Source organism: Chloroflexota bacterium, from assembly GCA_016197225.1.
In the GTDB taxonomy this organism is placed as follows: Bacteria; Chloroflexota; Anaerolineae; order Anaerolineales; family VGOW01; genus VGOW01.
Genome location: JACPWC010000016.1, coordinates 68,504 through 88,865 on the forward strand (window position 1 = coordinate 68,504; position 20,362 = coordinate 88,865).

The following is a 20,362-nucleotide window of genomic DNA, read 5'->3' on the forward strand; positions in this document are numbered from 1 at the left end:
AGGTACAACCCTTGCAACCATAGGATCAGGCAGTTTCTTTATGCGCATCTTTCGCGAAGTTATTGGCGGGGTGATTTTCGCCGTCATCACTACTGCTACCGTCATTGGCGGCATTGGCCTGGCTTTTATCGAGTCAGACAACTCATTCTTCGCGCCTCCAGCCATTGCTCAGGCCACTTTGCTTCCCACCGAGACTCTGTCGGTGCCATCGCCGGTTTTGCCTCTGCCTACGAGCACGCTCGGCCCGGCCTTCTCGCCCACGCCCTGCGCACCGCTGCCGGGTTGGTCGCCAGTGATTGTTGGCCCGAACGAGACTTTACTGACAATAGCCAGCCGCATCGGCATCAGCGCCCAGGTGGTCAGCCTGGCCAACTGCCTGACGAGTGATTCGGTATTTGCCGGGCAGGTGCTCTTTTTGCCTGCCGCCGTCTCCTCGGTTCAACAGCCGACGGCGATCCCCTGCGGCCCGCCGTTCGGCTGGATTTTCTACACTGTGCAAGGAGGCGATAATCTGTTCCGAATCAGTTTGCGCTACGGTGTGAGCCTGAATGAGTTGCTTCAAGCCAACTGCCTCACCTCCACCAACATCAGCGCCGGGCAGAGACTGTATGTGCCGCCGGGGGCGGTTGTCGCCGACACTGCGCCCCCGCCGCCCACATTCACCGTCGGGCCGGTCGCCACCTTCACTCCGGTTGCAACCAACACGCCCGTTCCTGGCGTGCCTGTCGCCACTAACACAGCCACATCCAACGCGCCCACCGCCCAGCCCACCACTGTTGTCGCGCCTACCATCACACTCACCCCGACCGCTACACTTACGGCCACTGGCACCGAGATCATCGCCTCACCCACACTCACACCAGAGACGCCGACCGAAACCCCGACCGAAACGCCCACCCTGGAAGCGACGACCGACACTCCGGTTCCGCCCACCGACACCGACACGCCCATCCCGCCAACGCCGACCGACACCGAGACGCCGACGCCGTTACCTTCACCGTCGTGATTAGCCCGCCTCGCGCTTCAACACCTCATAGCCCTCGTCGCCCAGAGCCAGCCGCAACTCGCTTTCAAACGTCAGCCAAAGCGGCGCAGAATTAGCCGCCTCGCGCTGGCAATGACCGCCCTCAATATAAATCTCGTTCGCGTCGTCGAGTTGGACAACATTGTTTTCAAGCGTGAGCGGGTGAAGGGCGCAATAGAACGGCTTGAGCGACCACGGATGCTGGCCGTTGGCCAGGCTGGCCGATTGCAAAGCGCAATACCGATCTTCGGGGCGCAGGAAAATGCAGGTCTCACCGGCCCGGTGGGTGGGGTCGGATACAACGCTTGTCCCCTCGCCCCGCCCCGACGGAAAATCCAAGTGGCTATCCTGCTCGCCATCAAACCACAGCGCCTCATCACGACGGTCGAGCGGCAAGTGAGGCTTGATCATTTCCGCGTTCGCCAGAATCTTCTCTTTCTCCCAAAGGTCAACCCACACCCCACCGGTGCAACACCACGATTGGCACTCGGCAATCCGGCAACGTTGGGTAGGTCGCGCTTCCAAAAGTTGGCGCTCCACCAACCGGCCATTAATCCTCAACGGTTCCGTTTCATCGGACATCAACTTTTCTCCTCTCAGCCGCATTGTAGCCCGGATTATCCAATGTATCCATCTTGACGGCCTGCAAGTGACAGGATAAAGTGATCGTCAAGGAATATTCCGCCATGCCACACTCCAAACTCCCCCTCCCACCTCATTTCGACCCGGCTAAAGTCGGCCAGGTCTGGAAAGTGCCCTACCAAAGCCGCGCCGCCGAAGCTGAGGGCTGGGCAAGACAGCACAACATTCAACCGGCGGCAGACGACCAGGTCCGCATCTGCCTCGTCGGCGTGGACGTGCAGAACACCTTTTGCCTGCCTGACTTCGAGTTGTATGTGGCTGGCCGCTCCGGCACGGGCGCGATTGACGACAACCGCCGGCTGTGCGAGTTCATCTACCACAACCTGGGAACCCTCACCCAAATTTGTCCGACGATGGACACCCACCAGGCCCTGCAAATCTTTCACGCCGCCTTTCTCGTCAACGATAAGGGCGAGCACCCCGCTCCGCTCACGCTCATTTCTGCCGACGACATCGAAAAAGGTTTATGGAAATTAAACCCGGTGCTTGAGCGAACCTTGCGCCTCAAAGAGGGCTACGGCCAACAGCACTTGCTACACTACACCGCCGCCCTCAAACGAAGCGGCAAATATGATCTCACCATCTGGCCCTACCACGCCATGCTGGGCGGCATCGGCCACGCGCTGGTTTCGGCGTTTGAGGAAGCCGTCTTTTTCCACAGCATCGCCCGCCTCACCCCGCCCAACTTCCAAATCAAGGGCAACAACCCGCTTACCGAAAACTACTCGGCGCTTGGCCCGGAAGTGATGACCGGGCCGGGCGGCGACCTGATCGCCGAGAAGAATTACTCCTTCATTGACGCCCTGCTCGACTTCGACGCCATCATCATTGCCGGGCAGGCCAAGAGTCACTGCGTGGCCTCGACGATTCAGGATTTGCTGAACGGCATCGTTGCCAAAGACGAAAGCCTGGCGAGCAAAGTTTATCTGCTCGAAGATTGCGCCTCATCCGTCGTCGTGCCGGGCATTGTTGACTACACCGACCAGGCCGACGCCGCCTTCCAAAAATTCGCCGAGGCCGGCATGCGCCTCGTCCGCTCCACCGACCCGATCACAAGCTGGCCCGGAATCAAGGACAACGGATGAAACGAATTTATCGGATTTGATTTCAATCCGTTTTATTCGTTCTATCCGTTGTCAAAAAACATGACCATCTTCGACAAACACCGTCTCACCAACGACACCTTCAAACTCGATCTCGAACGCATGCGGCGCGGCTGGTACTCGGACAAATACTTCGAGAACATCGGCGCCATGCTCACGTCTCTTGCCGAGCAAGGCTATCACTACAGTGGCCGCTCCCCTCGTTTCGACGGCTACACCGTCGAACAACTGCGGGCCATCGAGACCGGCAATATCGAAGTCGAGATGCAGTGGTTCACCCGCCGCCCCGGAACTACCATCGTCGTCGGCGTGGATAAAGCTGTAGCCATGTTGCGCGGTTGCGCCGGCTATTTTGATGAGGGAGGGCATTTTGCGGAGACGTGGGACAAGTTGATCGTCGAGGCCGTTCACGACGGGGCAACCGTCGTCTACAACGGCGACCCGCTCAACATCCGGCCCGTCATCCGCGCGCGCGGGCGCTACCGCGACTTCGCCCTGCTCGAAACGCCTACTCTGGGAATCCTCACCCGCGCCAGCCGCGTAGCCACCAACGTCTACAACACCCTCGTCGCCGCGCGCGGCAAGCCGGTGCTCTTCTTCCCGGCCCGCTTTGACTTGCACGAAGTTCAGGCCGCCGACGGCTACGCTTACAACATTGGCGTCCAACGTTTCAATCACGATTATCAGGAGACGGTGACGCGATTCGTTTCGACGGACGCGCAAGGAGACTGGTGGGGCGGCGCCGGCGGCGGAACGGTGGCCCATGCCGCCATCGCCTGTTTCTTCGGCGACACCGCCGAGGCCATGCTGGCCTTCTCTGCTACTCGCCCTTCCAACATTCCCCGCATCGCCCTGGTGGACTTCAACAACGACTCGGTCGGCGACTCGCTGGCCGTAATTGACGCCATGTTTGCCCGCTACCGCGACTTGATGGATGCCGGCGACGAGACCGAAGCGAAGAAGTATTTGCTGTACGGTGTTCGATTGGATACAAGCGGCAGTGTGCGCGACGTGAGCGTGCCGCCGCTGGGCGACCCGGCCCTCGATCTTGGCGTGAACCCGCGTTTGGTCTTCATCGTCCGCCAGGCCCTCAACTCGGCCTGGGAGCGTTGGCGCCTGCCGTCGGCGTGGCAAGAACGCGCCCGCGATTACTGCCGCAATGTGCAAATTGTGGTCTCAGGGGGATTCAACCCGGAGAAGATTGGGCGCTTTGAAAAACTGGCCGTGCCAGTGGATATTTATGCCGTCGGCTCGTCGCTCTTCGACAACCACGGCCCCACCGTCTCCGACTTCACCGCCGACGTGGTGCGGGCGAAAGTCAACGGCCAGTGGCACGATTTAGCGAAAGTGGGGCGGCGAGCTTGTGATAATCCGGATTTGGAGAGGGTGCTATAAAAAAAACTCCACTTCGGCTCAATCAGCCGAAGTGGTTCTCTTTTCACCATCATCTTCCTTTCGCCGAATGCGCACCTTGCCTGGCTCTACAATCACCAGGCAACCGGGCAGCTCATCCAACTTTTGATTGCGAACAAAATCCTCAACAAAACGACTCACCATCCCTGGCCCGGTGGAACTAAGCCGAAAAACAACGATGCCTGGGTGCTCTCCCGGCGCATATTGCCGCACATCACCCAAGCCTTTATCTAAAGTAAACAACATACGCTCGTTCTGACGCGCAATATCGGCTAAAACAGCATCATCCTCTGATTTCAACCCCTCGTCAACTACTGTATCTACATCGTGGCCCAACTCCTGCAATGTTGGTTTGAGCCGATACGACAATCCCTCATCCAGTTTTAACTTCACCTTTCGTTCATTCCTCTGACCAGAGCGCCATTGCCGCAGCGTATTCCAATGCCGCCCGAATGTCCTCTAATGTCAAACGCGGATAATGCTTAATCAACTCATCGGGCGTTAACCCTTCGGCTAACCCATCCAGAATCACTGCGATGGGTAAGCGTGTCCCTCGAACGTGTGGTTCACCGCTAAGTATGTTCGGATTAACCGTAATTCGCTCGTGCTGAAGCACAGCAGATGAAAGCGCGACTGTCCTCGGATCGGTAGAAAATATCCCCGAACGCCGCACAGTTTCGTCTTTTTCAAGGGTGGGAAAATCAAGTGTCAATAAACCGTTTGTGGTTATATCTGTTCTGGTCTGTAGCATGATTCTTACTCCTCAACCTTTAGGAGGTTCTCTAACCCAAAACGGCAACGTTGCCTCCTGCCTACTGTCAATAGCCAAGTTGATTGCATATTCGCCGTAGTTCTTGAACCGTAATTGACCCAAATTCAGAATTAGATTGGCCGAAGCAATTTGTGAATTGCCAGGTATCTCTACGCTGAAAGCACCCTCGATAGCGGGGACCACCAAGTTGCCATCATCGTCGACAATATGCAAAGTGAGACTATGCTGACCACGCTCAATCATTTGAAAACGCATCCGTAACGCCGCCGAACAAAAGGGATGCATGGCTGGCATCTGAGATGCGAAAATAGTATCAAAGACTCCTAGAATATTCAATCGGCCTTGATAGTCTGCCGCTGCATCACACAATGTGAAAATTTCAATATCCAAAGGATTCCTCCTACCCAAGTCCGTTACGTGGAGCGTGGGTTCAGACGCGACTTCCATCTAATTATAAGCGCATCTTTCTAAACACCAAATGAGAATATCAGATCATCAGATCGAGTACTCATCGCTACAAGTGCGTAGGTTTATATATTTTATCGCCTCACAAACACCACCGCCAGCACCCCGATCACCAGCGTTGGAATACTCAGCCCCACCATCAGATTGAAAGCGCGGTTCTCGCTTCGAGTGATCACTTTGCCTGCCTTCTCAAACTGGGGCAGTGAGCCAAGCGAGGCCCCAATCGCCGCGCCCCACAGCATCACCCCGCCCGCGCCGCCCACTGCCTCGCGCACACCCGGCCACGAATTGCCGATGATGGCCCCGGTGATCAGGCCGCCCAACAGTCCGACCATCTGGTTGCGCCGCACCTCGCGCCTCTGCCGGTCGTGATCGTTCATGCCATCTTGAACATGCTCTGCATCTTCAGCGCCATCTGCATGTCGCCGGTCAGCTTGATCTTGCCCTGCATAAACAAGTTCATAGGATTGGACTCGCCGTTGATCATCGCCAGATAATCGCCGGCGGCGATCGCCAGCACCATCGTCGGGCTGGCGGCGGCCCCTTCGGCCACCTTCACCTGCTTGTCAGCCACGGTCACATTCCACTGCCCGCCGCCCTCACCCGAAATATCAAATTGCAACACTGCATTCACGCCGGCCGCATTCTCCGGCACGAACACCTGCGGCATAGCCGCAAACACCTCCGCCACAGAAGACACTCTAGGCATACCTCTTCTCCTTCAAAAATAAAAAGTTGTTTAGAGTATATCATAGCGAGTTTTGGCCCAATTCCTTTGTGCTATACTTTTTGCCATGCGAAGACGCAGTGACACCTCCGGCCTGGAATGGATCGCCATCGTTGGCATCGTCGTTTCCATCGGCCTGCTCATCATGCAAATTGTGGCCTACAGCGGCGTGCGCGAGCGCCTGCCGGCGGGCATGGTGGTGGCCGGCGTGCCAGTGGGCGGCCTCACCCGGCAGGAAGCCGGGGCTGAACTGTCGCGGGTCTACTCGGCCCCCGTCGAGCTTCATTATCGCGACGCCGTCTTCACCCTCGACCCGGCGCAGATCAGCTTCCGCCTCGACACCGAAGTCATGCTGGCCCGGGCCGACACCTATCGCACCGACTCCAGCTTCTGGGACGGGTTCTGGAACTACCTCTGGCGGCAACCGGGCCGGCTGGTGGAAGTCAACCTGGTAACGGAATACTCGGACGCGCAACTGCATGACTTTCTGGCCGATGTTGCCAAACGCTACGACTCGCCCGCCTCCGCCGGTTCAGCCGACTCGGTGACCCTCACCTTTGGCCCCGGCCAGCCTGGCTATTCGCTCGACATTGACTCTTCAATGGCCGTGGTGGATTTTGCCCTGCGCCAGTCCACCAACCGCCGCGCCGCCCTCACCGTCTCCGAAGGCGGAGCCGCCCGCCCCCAGATCGACGCCCTCAACCAGATCGTCGGCGATTACTTGAAGAATCGCAATTTCAACGGCGTCGCCAGCATCGTCGTTATTGACCTCAAGACCGGCGAAGAGATGAAACTCAACGCCGACGTAGCCTTCACCGGCATGAGCGTCATGAAAATCCCCATCGTCATCCAAACGTACTGGAAGTGGGACACCGAGCCTGGCCCTGAAACCATCGAACAAGTCACCGAAGCCCTCTGGCGTTCCAGCAACTTTCATGCCAACCTGTTGCTTACGGATTTGGGCAACAACAGCGCCCTGCGCGGCGCGCAAACGCTCACCATCAACCTGCGCCTGCTCGGCCTGCAAAACACCTTCATGGCCAAAGCCTTTGATCAAAAAGACGAAGTCTCTCCGATCAAGTCTCCGGCCAACCAGCGCGCCGACTTTAACACCAACCCCGACCCTTACATCCAGGCCACCGCCGACGATATCGCCTCCCTGCTCCACATGCTCTACCAGTGCGCCAGCGCCAACGGCGGCGCGTTCGCCGTCGTCTTCCCCGGCAAAATCACCCAGAGCGAGTGCCAGACCATTTTGAGCTACCTGGCTCAAAACGAAACCGGGGTTCTCATCGAAGGCGGCGTCCCCGAAGGCGTGCGGGTGGCGCACAAAGAAGGCCTGAGCGATAACGCTTACGGCGACGCCTCCATCGTCTTCTCGGAAAACGGCGATTACGTGCTGGTCGAATACATCTGGACGCCCGACTATCTCGACTGGGATTATGGCCGCCAGATCATCGCCGACATTTCGCGGGCGGTGTACAACTACTTCGATCAGCAAGTCGCCAGCAACCAGTAAAAGGGCGTTTAAACAAAAAAGGCAGGATACTTCAATCCTGCCTCGCTGTTTGGGTGAGGGTGGCGGTTACGGTTCCGTCTGAGATCGGCGCTTGACCATCAATAATGAGTTGGTGCCGTCCTTGTAGACGAAGTTCACCTCATCCATCATCTTCTTCATAAAATACACGCCCAACCCGCCCACCGCCGTCTCTTCGATGGAAACGTTGAGTTGTGGCTCGGGCACCTGAGACACGTCAAACGGCTTGGCCTGATCCCGGAGTTCTATCGAGAGCACGCCGGCCCCTGCCCGGCAGACGACCTCAATTTGCCCCTTGTCTTCCCCTTCGTAACCATGCTCGATGATATTCGTGCAGGCCTCGTCCACCGCGATCTGGCAGTGGAAGACCGCCGATTCATCCAGCCCGGCCAGTTCAGCCGCCTCAACCACAAACGTGCAGAGTTGCTTGATGCGGTCGTAGCGAGCCGGAACGATGAGCCGACTCTCGCTCATAAAGTGTGAAACTGAAGCGCCCGGCTAGAAACTGCCGACGGCGTCAGTCTGCGAGGGGTAGATGTTGAAGATCGAAGTCAGGCCTGCCAGCCGCAAAACTTCGGCTACGCGCGGTGAGGGTGAGCACAGGCGCAAATCGCCATTGATGCGCTTGACGGCTTTGAGGGTAGACACCATGGCCCGCAAACCGGCGCTGGACATGTATTCCACATCCTTCAGGTCGAGCACGATCTGAGTCTTCTCAGTGTCTACCAATTGTTTGAGCGCGTTTTCCAGGTCGGGCGCGGTGGCGCTGTCCACCCGGCCCTTCACCGTCATCACCGAAACACGCTTGACTTCCTGAGTTGAAATATCCATGTTGTGATCTCCTCCGATACTTCCAAAACAATTAATTTTCGCGATTATACAACGGACTGTACATCTTTGCTCAAGCGGGTGGCCGCCAGCGCCAGTCCGGCCATCATCCAAAAGATCGTCTGCGCGGGTTGAAAATCGAGATTGACGAAGTAGTGGTCGCCAATGCCGACGACGAGCGCGGCCACGATGGCCGAGTGCAGGCCTAAAAACAACGGCTCCAAAGCCGGGTCGGCATAAGCCTGTTTGCGATGATCGAAGGCCCAGGCAAACACCACTGCCAGGGCAACCAGGAAAATCGCCAGGCCCACGAAGCCCATCTCTTGCGCAATCGCCAGGTAAGCGTTCGAGACGCCGAGGTAAATGTCAATGTCGGGCGCGCCGGCAAAGCCCACACCAATCAGCGGGTAGCGCGAGAGAAGGATCAGCGCATCTTTGTATTCGCCAAACCGCATTTGCGTCGCCAGGTCTGCGCCCTGCGCGCCCTCCACGAAGCGCAAGACGTAATCCTGAGTGACCGGCAAGACGATGATGACCGCCGCTCCAAGCAAAAGTATTCCAAGTAGTCGGCGATAACGAGCCAGCGCCAGGCCCAGCATGGCAACCACCAGCCCGGCCATGGCCGTGCGCGAGAAAGTGAGAATGAGGCAGATAACGATGACAAAGAACGACGCAACCCACAACCACCGGCGGCCAAACACCGGTTGTTTGGCCGTCAACTGCGGGGCGGCCAGCGCGCCTACAATCGCCAGCAATCCGCCAAACGCATTCGGGTTCACCGAGGTGCCAATTGCCCGTTGCCCAAGCTCAGGGTTGCTTTCGATGTATTGCAGAACGCCGCCCGAGGGGTAGCCGACGACGCGCAAGGCTGAGAGCAAACGCTCGGCCAGCGTTTCGGGGATGGCGTACAGGAAAATGCCAAGCGCCGCCGCTGCCGCGCCGCACAATAAAACCACGCCGGCCAACCGGCCAAGCTTCTCGCGGCTGTCCACGTAATCAACAATCAGGAACGCGAACAGAATGCTGAGGATAAATTCGGCGAAGTGGCGGATGAGGTTGGCGGTGAGCGGGCCGTTGCTCAACCCGGCCACAAAAGCAAACACGGCCATGACAATGAAGGCGACAATGGGCGCATGGGCGGGCGTAGTCGTCAGGCGAAAGCGGCGGCCTGACATCCATTGCATCAGGTAGACAAAGAACACGCCGCCCATCGCCAAGTCCAGAAAGGTGGGCGTGAAGACGATCTTCACTGGCAAGGTGGCGAATGGCAACAAGGCGATCACCGCCACGATGCCCCAGATGCCAACTTCGAGATCGGTCAGCGCCCACAGCGCGGCGGCAATCGCAACCAGCGCAATGACAGCCAACAGCGGCCCGGCAAAGCCGACCAGCGCCCCAATGCCAACAGCGCCGACAGCGGCAAGCACGCCAACAAAAACCGGGTTGATAAGAGGTAGGCGGCGAAGCATAACGAGGTCTATTTTACACTGACGGTCATCAACTCAATTGCCCGGTCGGGCCATTCGGAGCCGTCGGCGCGAAAAGCCGCTAGTGGAATCACCGTGGCCGGGTCGTAGAGACCGACGCGAATCGCGTACTCGCCCGGCGCAGGAAAGACGAGCGTGTGTGGATCGATCACGAGTCGATTCGGTTGCCAGGCCGAAGTTGGCCAGTCGCCGTTCAGCGGCGGGCCGTCGGCGGCGAACTGTTGTCCATTTGCATCAATCAGGTGGATGAAGACGGTGTAATCGGCAGGCAAAGGCTCTGACGTTTGCCAGTAAAGCGAAAGGGTTATTGGTTGATTGGTTATTGGAGATTCAGGGAGATCAAAGCCGATCAGAGTAATGCCGCCTTCCAGCGTCGTTCCAACTAATTTCTCAGGGGTAGCCGCCACTGACTGGGGAGAGTCGATCCTGCCCACCGGCACGATGACGGACGGGATGGGCGCAGAGTCCGGGCCGGTGATTTGAATCGGGTAGCCCGGATCAGTTTCCCACATCGCCAGGTCGAGCCAAAGCTGAGAAGGTGTGGCCGCGTCCGGGTCAAGTTGGATCACGTAAGAGTCCTGATAAATTTCGCCCGTCTTCCAAAACGAAGTAGGCCGCAAGCCGCCGCCGGGCCAGGTGTCCACACTGCCGACGAGGGCGCGGCTTTGGCCGAGGATGTGCAAGAACAAGTTGTAGTCTTTGTCCATCGTCGAAAGTGCGCGCCAGTAGAGGGTTATTAGTAATTGGTTATTGGGGGCGGTGAGGTCGGGCGAGTCGAGGGTGTAGCCGATGAGTTCTGCGCCGGGCGCGAGGCGGGCGTTGATGGGGCGAAGGGTCGTGGGCAGTTGCGACTCGGCCAGCGGCGCGGGCGGGAGGTAGGCGGCGGCCACATCGTTGACGGCGACGTAAAGCGCAATGAAGCCCAACACGCCGGCGAGCGCGCCGACGAATCGCATGGCGAAGCGGCGCGGAATCCACGACAGCAAACCGGCGGCGAGATACATCATGAGCGGGGCGAGGGCAGTGAACATGAGGCGGCCTTGCGCCGCATAGTTGAGCAAGTTCCAGCGAAGCAAACTGACGGCGGTGACGGCGATGAAGAGGATGAGCAAGCCGTGGGTGAGCCAGTGCCAGCGACCTTGTTTGAGAATGGCATCCCGGTTGCGAATTAGCCGCCACACGCCACCCACGATGCCGGCGAAAGTCAGGGCGGTGAAGAAGCTGTAGACCCAGCCCGAGGCCATGATGTTGAACGAGCCGAACATGCCCCAGAACGACAGCCAGAAGCTCGGCCACTCGGAGAAGAAGGTGGCCAGGGTGTAAGGCTCAAGGCGGGCGGCAGTGAATTGCCCGAAAATATTGAGAGCCAGAAGCTCGTTGTAGAGAATGAGGTTGCGAACGTACCACCACCCCGCAATCAGGGCAACGAGGCCGACGATGATCGTGCCATTGACGAAGAAGCGTTGCCAGTTGCGGGTGCGGGCGGCTTGGGCCAGCAGAGCCAGGCCGACGATCGGCGTGAGGATGAGCGCCGAAACTTTGGCAAGCGCGGCGATGCCGAGCAAAACGCCAACAGTTGGAATATCTAATCTCAAATCCCCGATCTCTCTCTTGATAAATTGCGACGGCCCACGCATGAGATGAACGGCGACAAACAGGGCGGCGACGGCGGTGAGCCAGGTGAGGCTGTCGTTGTTGACCGAGGCGCTGATGAAGAGGAAGGTGGGGTTAAAGGCCAAGAGGCAGGTGGCAAGAATCGCCTCACCCCCCGGCCCCCTCTCCCGTCGAGAAGTGCTCTCGACAGAAGAGGGGGAGAGGGTGCTCACGAAAAAATAGGTGAGGGTGACGGTGCAGACGCCGAGAAACAATGACAATAGCCGGATGATGTAGATTGCCAGCGCGGAGCCGTGAAACACAAATGGCTCGACGATGGCGCGGGCGGCGGCGCGGGTGTAGTTGACGTTCTGCGGCGCGCCGGGGATGCCGATGCGGGCAAAGGGGTTGGCGGCACGGAGGGAGTCGAAGTCGCTGGTATCAATCCAGAAGGTGAGGGCGGCGCTGAGAATGTGATAAGCCGGCGGGTGAAAGGCCACCTGCTCCCACGGTTGATGAACGTCCAATTTTTGAACAGGCAAGCCTTTGCCAAGCGCAATGTTGCGGACAAATGGATAGTGAAACACTTCGTCGGAAGCCTCGAATGGCGGCGTGGCGAGGGCGTAGACGAGGCCGAGGGCGAGATAGACAAGGAGGATGAGGCGGAGAGGGCGAGGCATGTAAAGGGAGTTTGGAGGATTGGAGATTAGAGATTGGATGCTTCGCGTGGGCGAAACACAATTAGCAGAGTGCAGACGGCTAATGATAACAAAGAAACAAGTGCGCCAACAAGTAATGTTATGGGGCGATAGCTGAGTTCAACAGTTGAGTCGCCTGCCGGGACGGGGACGGCCAGCAGGTAAGCGTCGGCTTCGAGGGCGGGAGCGGGTTGCCCATTCACGCTGGCGGCCCAACCGGGATAGTAGGCTTCGCTGATGACGAGCAGGGCGGGCGAGTCGGTTGTCACCGTCAGCGAGAGGTGGCCGGGGTAGTCTCCTATCACAGTCACGGCCCCCTCACCCCGGCCCTCTCCCCCGTTCGGGAGAGCGCCGAACAGGGGAGAGGGGGGGCGAATGACAGCAGTTGCAAAAGGATCGAAACCGGGGGCGCGCAAGGCGGCGAAAACGTCGTCGGTCGTTTGCGTTTGATAGACGGGCCAGGCGCGGCGCGGAAGTTCGTACATCATGTAAACTTTCGCCTCGCCCTGAGGGGCCAAGCCCTCGGCCACACGGACGGCGGGCGGCAGTTCGTTCTCACGAGTCAACGCGCCGTTCTTCCATGTAATCAGGTATTTCATTCCGATCACTTTCCAGCGCAAGCTCTCGGGCGCGTGTTCGTCGAACGTTGCCCAGGCGGCAGGCCGGATGGGCGAGATGCCGCCCCACTCTTTGAATCCGTAGCCGCAAGCGAAGTGGCCCTGCATGCGGGCATCGTCTTGCACGCGGAAGAAAGGTTCGCGGTCGGCGCGGATGGGATCGAGGATGAGATTGTAAGGATAGGGATCGAACGGCACGACGAGATTGGTGGAGGTGCGAGTGAGATACAGGTTGAGGACGGTGAAGCCGACGATTAGCAGGGAGACGGCCTTCACCCCCCTCCCCTCTCCCCTCGAAGACCACCAGGAAATGATCGCCGCCAGGCCATACGCCGCCAGCGTCGCCAGCGAAAACGAGACCAGCATCGCCAACCGCTCTTGTCCGCGAAAGAGGCGGTAGCCGGGAAGGAGATAGTAGGCGAGCGTGTAAAGAGGCGTGTTGCCGCCGAGCGAAAGAACAAGACTCACGAGCGCAACGCCAAGCCAAAACAGAACGCTACTTTTGCGGACGGCGGCCACGGCGGTCAGGGCCAGCACTAATGGCAAAATGCCAACGTACAACGGGCTCCAAACCGGATCGGTGATAAGGAACTGCTTGACGATGCCGGACGAGAAGCCGCTGGCAAGTTGCTCGAAGGTGAGCGAGGCGCGAGTGGAAAGCGAGAGGTATTGCGCCTGCGGCAAAAGCTGAACGAGCGAGAGGCCGAAGAGCAGGCCGAAGATGGCGGCGAGGCGTGTCAGCGTCCAGCGCCAGGGGCGGGCATTGACGGCGGCGCGATAGATGAAATAGGCAACGGAGAGATAGGCGACGAAGAGAAAGGTTTGCGGGTGGCCGGCGAAGAAGGCGAGGGCGAGAGTGATGGAAGAGAAAGCGATGAGGCGTAATTGGTTATTGGTGATTGGTGATTCGGTCAGGCGGTGGAGAATGAGGAGAATGAGCGGGAGCCAGGCGACGGTTTCGAGGATGGCGGATTGCAGTGGCGGGTAGCCGGTGAGGTAGCCGCCGTAGGTGAAGGTGATGGAACCGAGCAAGGGAGCAAGGGAGCCGGGGCGCGTGGGAGAACCCAGCTCGGCGCGTAAAAAGCAAAAGGTGAAGATGCTGACGAGAAGATAGTGAAAGGTCGTTTCCAGAGTGAGGGCAAAGAGGGGGAAGTTGCCCCAGCCCATGATCTTGAGCAGAGCAAAACTGATCCAGATGGGCGGATAGAAGAGTTGGGATTGCGGGTCGGCGTGGAAGGGATAGCCGGCGAAAAAGCAATCAGACCACAGCGGCAAGTGGCCGGCGGCGAGGGCGCGGTAGGCGATGTCGCGGAAGACGAAGAATTGATAGGTGAAGTCGCCGCTTGGAAATGTCACCTGGCCGACGAGGTAGCGCCAAAAGAAGAGGAGCCAGACGAGAAGGAGGAAGGAGAAAGGATGAAGGAGGAAGCGGCGCATGAAGCATGACATGGTGACAGGATGACAAGATGGCAAGATGATCCTTGCATTCATCCTGTCATCCCTTCATCTTGTCATCCTTGTCAGGGCAGAACTCGAATCTTGGACAGGAATACAAAGTTGTCCGTCAGGCGGCCATCGGGCAAAATGAGTTGCAGGCGATTGCCGTTTTCGTCGTAGAGGCCAACTTCCACATCGTACACGCCGGGCGGGGTGTCGGGCTTGAGGGTCAGGGTGCGGATGTCGGAGACGATCTTGCCGGGAACCCAGGTTGCAGTCGGCGCGGCCCCGTCTTGCGGCCACGAGTCGGCCTGCGCCCAGAGTGATTCGCCTGCACCGCGAACGTGGGCGAAGATAGAGTAGTTAGTGGTTATTGGTGTAATTGAGCGCCAGTAGAGAGTTAGAGTTAGCGCCTCGCCCGAAGCTAGCGCGCGCCGATCCATTTCGTAGCCCGCGAGTTGAATCTGATTTCCAAAGTTGAGAGCTTGCGGGTTTGGCAAATCGCCGGAATTTGCGGCGATGGTCAGCGGCGCAAGCCTCAGCGCGTCTCTGCCCGATTGATCGCCAGAAACAATCAGCAATCGCTCACCAGTATTGTAATCGTACAGGCCAATCTCAATGCTGGCATTGTCCGGCGCGTAAGTCGTTGGCGAAACGTTGATCACGTAAGTGTCGGCCAGCGTTCGCCCAACCGCCCACTTGCGCGTGGGCATCAGGCCGAGGCCGGGGTAGGTGTCGCGCTGGGCGACGACGATCTGGTTCTCGTCAGCCACATGCACGAAGACGCTCCAATCGCGATCCATCGCCACCAACGATTGCCAGTATAACGTGAGTTGCACCGGGCCGCCGGGCGTTACTTGAGTCGTATCGAGCTTGTAGCCGAGCAGGCGCATTTCGGGCGGGAAGGTGAGCGAGCCAAAGTCGGCGTCGAGGCGGTTGGGGATGGCGGCGATTTGTTCCTGAGTAAGCGATGGCGGATCAGTGTACTTTGGGGAAATGAAGGAAAAGGGGGAAATGAGGGTGACGGCGGCCATAAAGGCAGCAATGGCCCCGAGGCCGGTTGAGCGGACTCTGGCGGAGAGCAGGGTTCTGAGTCCCAACGTCATCAACACCGTGATGGCCGAGATTCCGCTAAAGACGAGACGGCCCTGAGACGACCAGGTGATAGTTGCCCATTGAATGAGGCCGTAGAGGAGGAGGGCGAGTTGGGCGAAGAGCAGGAAGTAAGAAAAAGAAGGAGACAAGGAGACAAGGAGTGGGGAGTTAGAACGACGGAATAGAACAATGGAACGAATAAGGAAGACGGCCAAACCGATGATGGCGATGAGGGCGACGGTGTTGAGGGCGGTGTAAATCCAGTCGCTCATAGGGACATTGACGCCGCCGAAGAGGCCCCAGTAAGAGCGGGTGAAGCTTTCGCGTTCGCCCCAAAGCTGAGCGAGAGAGGCCGGGGCCTGCCGCTTGCCCAGCACGGCAATAAAGGCGTTCCAGCCCAGCAGGTCGCCGTAAAGTTGGAGGTTGCGAATGTACCACCAGGCGGGGAGGAGGAGGGCGGGAATAAAGACGAGTGAACAGTGAACAGTGAACAGTATTACCGATTTCCGACTGTTCACTGTCCACTGCCCACTGTTCACTAGAAGTGTGAGGCCAGTAAGCGGAAAGAGGCCGAGGGCCGATTGTTTGGTGAGGGCGGCGAGGCCCAAGAGAATCCCCAGAAGCAAGTATTGAGTATTGGGTATTGGGTATTGGGTATTACGTACAAAGCGAACGAGAAGGAATAGAATGGCCGCCGAGAGGAGGGAGGCCAAATTGTCGTTGTTCACCGCGCCGGAGATGAAGGCGAACATGGGCGTGAAGGCGACGATGGCGGCGCTCATGAGGCGCGAAGGTTCGTCGTCGAAGAACTCGCGGGCGAGGAGGTAGGTGAACAGCACCGTGCCTGCGCTCATGAGGACTGAAAGCAGGCGAACGAGGCGCACGGCCAGCACGGTTCCACGCCAGGGCCAGTTCTCAGCGGGCGTGTGAATGGCAAGGTTGATGTTGCCGTCGGCGGTGATGATGCCGTTATCTACGTGCGGGTTGAGCCAGCGAACTTGTTGCATGTCATCGCCTTTGGCGATGTCAACCCAAGCGGTGGCCCAGCCCATGAGATAGTAATACAGCGGCGGCTGGCTGGCCTCCTGCCGCCACGGGCCGACGTTGTTCGGGTCCTGCACCGGAAGCGCCCCGCCCCGCGAAAGATGTTGCACCATCGGGTAGTGCCACAGTTCGTCGGAGGCTTCGAAGAGGGGCGTGGTGACGGCGTAGATTGAGCCAACGATGATAAAGCTAACGACAAGCCAGAAGATGGGTTGGCCCCTTCGGGGGGCGTGTTGTAGTTTGCGCAAGGCGACTTGAATCACCGGGAGCGTTTCGGGAGTCGTTCGGGATGATCCGCTGGAATGTATGGGATGAGGCCTTTGAGATAGGCAACTTCCTGGGCCTCGCGAGGCATGTACCGAATATCTTGAATCATGCCGTTGACGCTGAGCATCCACACCAACGGATTGCTGTCAACAAGGCTCGGCAGGGTCCATTCCGGGTGAAACTGAAACAAGTCAAACATATCCCGAATAAGTTTAGCCTTGGCCGATCCACTGCTGGCGCTCACGCCGAAGGCCGCGCAGAGTTCGTCGGCCCGCATGTGCGGAGTTTGAGATTTATCGAATAGGAAGTTGACCGTGCCAATTGCATACACGACAGCACAAGCCCAGACTTCAGGTTTGCCGCGCTCAAGCGGAGAAGGCCGCTTGCGAGCCAGCGCCGCCGCCAGTTGTCGGCTCAAAGTCGCATATTCGTCGTTGAGGTGTTCCTTGCAAACAGCCTCTATTCGAGCAACGATAGCCTCGTAGATCGGCTTCATCTTGGCGGGGACAGTTTCTTCTTCTGATCGTTTGCCCATTGGGTTTTCCCTTGTCCTTGATAGGTTCTTGTAAAAGGCAATTATTCCTGGCGATCCAGAATCTTTTCAAAGAAGGTCGCCGTCTGCATCGCTATTTTATCCCATGTGAACTCCTCGGCGAGTTCAAGCGCGCCGATAGATAGTTTGAGGCGCAAAGCCGAGTCGGCGGCCAGTTCGCGGATGGCGGCGGCGAGGGCGGCAGGGTCTTCGGGTGGCAGGAGGCGGATGTTGTCGCCGTCGCGCAGTTGCGGCAGAGGCGTGGCCGGTTGGGTGGTGATGGTAGGCAGGCCGTGCGCCAGGCAGGCCATGAACGTTCCGCGCCGAAAGGAAGCGCCGTCAACGTAGGGCATTGCCATGAGGTCGCAGGCGAGGAGGGCTTGAGTCGTTTCGGCGGGCGGCAGGAAGCCGGTGCGAATGATGCGGCTGGCGACGCCAAGTTGAATGGCCAGCGAGTCAAGCTGGGCGGCATAGGCGGCGTTGGTCGGGTCACTGGTTCCGGCGCGCCCGCCGATCAAAAGCAATTTGTAATTGGGCAATTGGGCGAGAGCGCGGAACAAGGTTTCGCCGCCTTTGCTGGTGTTGAGGAAGCCGAAGTAGCCAACGACGACATCTGAGTCCGTGAAGCCCCAACGTGGGCCGTATTGCGTATTTCGTATTCCGTTGTGGGTGGCAAAGGGTTTGATGTTGCTACCGATAGGAATCTCGGCGAGATGTTTGATGCGTGAGTCGCGTTCGAGAGCCAGCCGGTCTTCGGGGTTGGTGACGATGACGCCGGAGGCCGAGTGGGCGAGGGTGTTGACGGCGTCCCGGCGGAGGCGGCCTGCCTTTGGAAAAAGGTAAGGGACGCGAAGATCGTGAAAGGTGACAACCGATGGCAGTCCGGCCACTTTCGGCAAGGCGTGAATCGGCGCTGTCATGCCATAAGCGGCGGCCTGGTATTGAATGTTGATGAGGTCGAGCGAGAGGGCGCGGACGAGGCGGCGAACAAAGAGTAGAGATTGAAGATTCCAGGAGCGAGTGATGGGATGAACGTTGACGTTCGTAGTGACGACTTTAGTCGTCGGCAAGGGGCGACTAAAGTCGCCACTACCGATGGAAGTATGGGTGATGACGTGAACATCGTGGCCCAGGGCGGCCAGGGCGTGGGCGAGTTCGCGCGAGAAGTCACCCACGCCGCCTTGCATGGGCGGGTATTCGCCGGTGACGAAGCCGATCTTCATCGGCGTCAGAGATCGCGGCTGACGACGTAATCGGCCAGGCCGCGCAGAGAGTCGGCATAAGGGCCGGCGGGGCTGCGAAGTGTGTCGAGCGCGGCCAGGCCCCGGTTGGCAAAGTCGCGGGCTTCGTTGAGTGAGGCGCGAATCGCGCCGGAGTTGCTTACGGCTTCGACCACCCGGGCGGTAATGGCGGCGTCACCCATGTGGCCGTTGAGCAAGGCTCTGAGATCAGGATGGTTGGGATGTTCTTCCAGGAAGTAGAGCGCCGGAAGCGTCACCAGCCCCTGCCGCAAGTCGCCGCCCACCGGCTTGCCAATGTGAGCCGAGTCGCCCACAAAGTCCAGAATATCGTCCACAATTTGAAAAGCGGAGCCAACCTGCCGGCCACATTCGGCCAGCGCCGAAATTTCATCCTCGGTCGCCCGGCCCACCACCGCCCCAGCCTCGGTGGCCGCCTCAAAAACAGAGGCGGTCTTGGCATAGATGCGGCGGTAGTAGTCGTCGCGGCTGGCCATGCCCCGGCTCTTGAACATCTGGTTGATCTCGCCGTTGACGAGGATCATCAACGTCCGGGCAAAGATACGCATCACGCGCACACTGTTGGCCTGGGCGGCCAGGTCGGCGGCGCGGGCAAAGATGTAGTCGCCGGTGAGGACGGTGGCCCCGGCATTCCAGTTGGCGTTCAGGGTGGGAATGCCGCGCCGCAAGAGCGAGCCGTCAATCAAATCGTCGTGCACCAGCGTGGCCGTGTGCAACATTTCAATCGAAGCGGCCACCGAGACCGCCTCATCCGAGTCCGCGCCGAAAATGCCGGCCGCGAGCAAAGACATGGCCGGGCGAATCCGCTTACCGCCCGAGGCCAGCAAATGGTTGATGGCCGCTGTCAGGGCCTCGTGCTGATCCGGCACATAATCGCGCATCCGATCTTCCACCGCCTTCAGCCCGTCGCGCACAGGCGAGAGCAGTTCAGTCATGGAAGATTTGGTTATCGTAGTCAATCGGAATTACTCCATTCAAAGAGCAGACTGGCGTTGGCGCCCGTCTGCCTCACAATCGTTTCAAAGTCTTCGCCACGCACCTCGGCCAGCTTCCCGGCCACGTAACGCGCGTAAGCCGGTTCGTTGCGCTTGCCCCGGCGCGGCGCGGGCGTCAGATAAGGCGCATCGGTCTCAACCAATAACTTCGAGAGGGGCGCAGTCGCGGCCACAGCGCGCATCTCGTCGGCCTTCGGAAACGTGATCGGCCCGGTGAGGCCCAGAAGAAAGTTGACCTTCAGAGACGGCTCCACCTGAGTCCGGTCGCCGCTGAACGAGTGCAGGACGCCGGACGGTCTGGCCGCCTCTCGTGCCCAACCCCATTCTGTCAACATCCCGATCACATCGGCGAACGCTTCCCGGTTGTGAATGATCACCGGCAGGCTCAACTCAGCGGCCAGCTCCAGTTGCGCCCGAAACGCCTTCTGCTGAACGTCCTGCGGCGAAAGGTTGCGATAGTAGTCCAGCCCGATCTCGCCAATCGCCTTCACCTTCGGGTGTGTTGCCAGCACCCGAAGCTCTCTCAGTTCATCCGCGCCCAGTTTGGCCGCGTCGTGCGGGTGAAAGCCAACGGCGGCATAGACTTCGGGATACTTCTCGGCCAGGGCCACCGCCCGGCGGCTCGAGTCCAGATCAACGCCCGGGTTCATGATGCGCCCCACCCCGGCCTCGCGGGCGCGGGCGATCACTGCGTCCCGGTCGGCGTCGAAAGCGGACATATCAAGGTGGCAATGCGTATCAACCAATTTCACTTGTGAGAATTGTATCAAATATGTCTGGTTTTGGGGTAGGGGCGAAGCATTCGGAGGGCAAACTCACCCTTCGCC

Annotated in this window: 20 protein-coding genes; 4 read left to right on the forward strand and 16 right to left on the reverse strand. The window is 59.0% G+C overall.

From position 1 onward, the window contains the following. Window positions 1-40 precede the first annotated feature (40 nt). Window positions 41-1,006 (forward strand): LysM peptidoglycan-binding domain-containing protein, encoded by a 966-nt coding sequence (locus HYZ49_03430; GenBank protein MBI3241325.1) that lies wholly within the window; start codon window positions 41-43, stop codon window positions 1,004-1,006. On the opposite strand, the gene HYZ49_03435 is transcribed toward HYZ49_03430, so the two are convergent. Next, window positions 1,007-1,606 carry a hypothetical protein gene (locus HYZ49_03435; GenBank protein ID MBI3241326.1) on the reverse strand — a complete coding sequence of 200 codons (600 nt, stop codon included), beginning with the start codon at window positions 1,604-1,606 and terminating at the stop codon, window positions 1,007-1,009. A 104-nt stretch (window positions 1,607-1,710) separates the two neighbouring features. On the opposite strand from HYZ49_03435, the gene HYZ49_03440 reads away from it, so the two are divergent. Both HYZ49_03440 and HYZ49_03445 read left to right on the forward strand, forming a co-directional pair. Then, window positions 1,711-2,751 (forward strand): isochorismatase, encoded by a 1,041-nt coding sequence (locus HYZ49_03440; GenBank protein MBI3241327.1) that lies wholly within the window; start codon window positions 1,711-1,713, stop codon window positions 2,749-2,751. 60 nt (window positions 2,752-2,811) lie between these two features. Next, the gene (locus HYZ49_03445; GenBank protein MBI3241328.1) at window positions 2,812-4,164 is read left to right on the forward strand and encodes a nicotinate phosphoribosyltransferase; all 1,353 of its coding nucleotides are present in this window, start codon (window positions 2,812-2,814) and stop codon (window positions 4,162-4,164) included. A gap of 18 nt (window positions 4,165-4,182) precedes the next feature. On the opposite strand, the gene HYZ49_03450 is transcribed toward HYZ49_03445, so the two are convergent. From HYZ49_03450 to HYZ49_03470, 5 genes are all read right to left on the reverse strand, one after another. After that, the gene (locus HYZ49_03450; GenBank protein ID MBI3241329.1) at window positions 4,183-4,575 is read right to left on the reverse strand and encodes a DUF5615 family PIN-like protein; all 393 of its coding nucleotides are present in this window, start codon (window positions 4,573-4,575) and stop codon (window positions 4,183-4,185) included. 7 nt (window positions 4,576-4,582) lie between these two features. Then, a complete protein-coding gene (locus tag HYZ49_03455; protein MBI3241330.1) occupies window positions 4,583-4,933 on the reverse strand; it encodes a DUF433 domain-containing protein in 351 nt (116 codons plus the stop codon). A gap of 12 nt (window positions 4,934-4,945) precedes the next feature. Then, a complete protein-coding gene (locus HYZ49_03460; GenBank protein MBI3241331.1) occupies window positions 4,946-5,344 on the reverse strand; it encodes a hypothetical protein in 399 nt (132 codons plus the stop codon). Between the two features lie 149 nt (window positions 5,345-5,493). Further along, window positions 5,494-5,799: a hypothetical protein gene (locus tag HYZ49_03465; protein MBI3241332.1), complete on the reverse strand. Its 306-nt coding sequence runs from the start codon at window positions 5,797-5,799 to the stop codon at window positions 5,494-5,496. After that, entirely contained in the window at window positions 5,796-6,128 is a 333-nt protein-coding gene (locus HYZ49_03470) for an SCP2 sterol-binding domain-containing protein (GenBank protein ID MBI3241333.1), read from the reverse strand. The genes HYZ49_03465 and HYZ49_03470 overlap by 4 nt, the downstream gene beginning before the upstream one ends. A gap of 85 nt (window positions 6,129-6,213) precedes the next feature. On the opposite strand from HYZ49_03470, the gene HYZ49_03475 reads away from it, so the two are divergent. Next, window positions 6,214-7,665: a serine hydrolase gene (locus tag HYZ49_03475; protein MBI3241334.1), complete on the forward strand. Its 1,452-nt coding sequence runs from the start codon at window positions 6,214-6,216 to the stop codon at window positions 7,663-7,665. A 66-nt stretch (window positions 7,666-7,731) separates the two neighbouring features. On the opposite strand, the gene HYZ49_03480 is transcribed toward HYZ49_03475, so the two are convergent. The 10 genes from HYZ49_03480 to HYZ49_03525 form a co-directional block, all read right to left on the reverse strand. Continuing rightward, window positions 7,732-8,157 (reverse strand): ATP-binding protein, encoded by a 426-nt coding sequence (locus HYZ49_03480; GenBank protein ID MBI3241335.1) that lies wholly within the window; start codon window positions 8,155-8,157, stop codon window positions 7,732-7,734. Between the two features lie 24 nt (window positions 8,158-8,181). Further along, entirely contained in the window at window positions 8,182-8,514 is a 333-nt protein-coding gene (locus HYZ49_03485; protein MBI3241336.1) for an STAS domain-containing protein, read from the reverse strand. A 44-nt stretch (window positions 8,515-8,558) separates the two neighbouring features. After that, a complete protein-coding gene (locus tag HYZ49_03490) occupies window positions 8,559-9,980 on the reverse strand; it encodes an O-antigen ligase family protein (protein MBI3241337.1) in 1,422 nt (473 codons plus the stop codon). 8 nt (window positions 9,981-9,988) lie between these two features. Further along, complete coding sequence (locus tag HYZ49_03495; protein MBI3241338.1) at window positions 9,989-12,271, reverse strand: hypothetical protein; 2,283 nt, start codon at window positions 12,269-12,271, stop codon at window positions 9,989-9,991. A gap of 26 nt (window positions 12,272-12,297) precedes the next feature. Next, the gene (locus tag HYZ49_03500; protein MBI3241339.1) at window positions 12,298-14,343 is read right to left on the reverse strand and encodes a YfhO family protein; all 2,046 of its coding nucleotides are present in this window, start codon (window positions 14,341-14,343) and stop codon (window positions 12,298-12,300) included. Between the two features lie 83 nt (window positions 14,344-14,426). Beyond that, on the reverse strand, window positions 14,427-16,730 hold the full coding sequence (locus tag HYZ49_03505) for a glycosyltransferase family 39 protein (GenBank protein ID MBI3241340.1): 2,304 nt from the start codon (window positions 16,728-16,730) through the stop codon (window positions 14,427-14,429). Between the two features lie 11 nt (window positions 16,731-16,741). Next, the gene (locus tag HYZ49_03510; protein ID MBI3241341.1) at window positions 16,742-17,284 is read right to left on the reverse strand and encodes a hypothetical protein; all 543 of its coding nucleotides are present in this window, start codon (window positions 17,282-17,284) and stop codon (window positions 16,742-16,744) included. A gap of 41 nt (window positions 17,285-17,325) precedes the next feature. Then, window positions 17,326-18,504 carry a glycosyltransferase family 4 protein gene (locus HYZ49_03515; protein MBI3241342.1) on the reverse strand — a complete coding sequence of 393 codons (1,179 nt, stop codon included), beginning with the start codon at window positions 18,502-18,504 and terminating at the stop codon, window positions 17,326-17,328. 5 nt (window positions 18,505-18,509) lie between these two features. Further along, complete coding sequence (locus HYZ49_03520) at window positions 18,510-19,499, reverse strand: polyprenyl synthetase family protein (protein ID MBI3241343.1); 990 nt, start codon at window positions 19,497-19,499, stop codon at window positions 18,510-18,512. Then, window positions 19,496-20,254, reverse strand: a complete 759-nt coding sequence (locus HYZ49_03525) for a TatD family hydrolase (GenBank protein ID MBI3241344.1) — start codon at window positions 20,252-20,254, stop codon at window positions 19,496-19,498. Before HYZ49_03525 ends, HYZ49_03520 begins: the two co-directional genes overlap by 4 nt. Window positions 20,255-20,362: the final 108 nt, after the last annotated feature.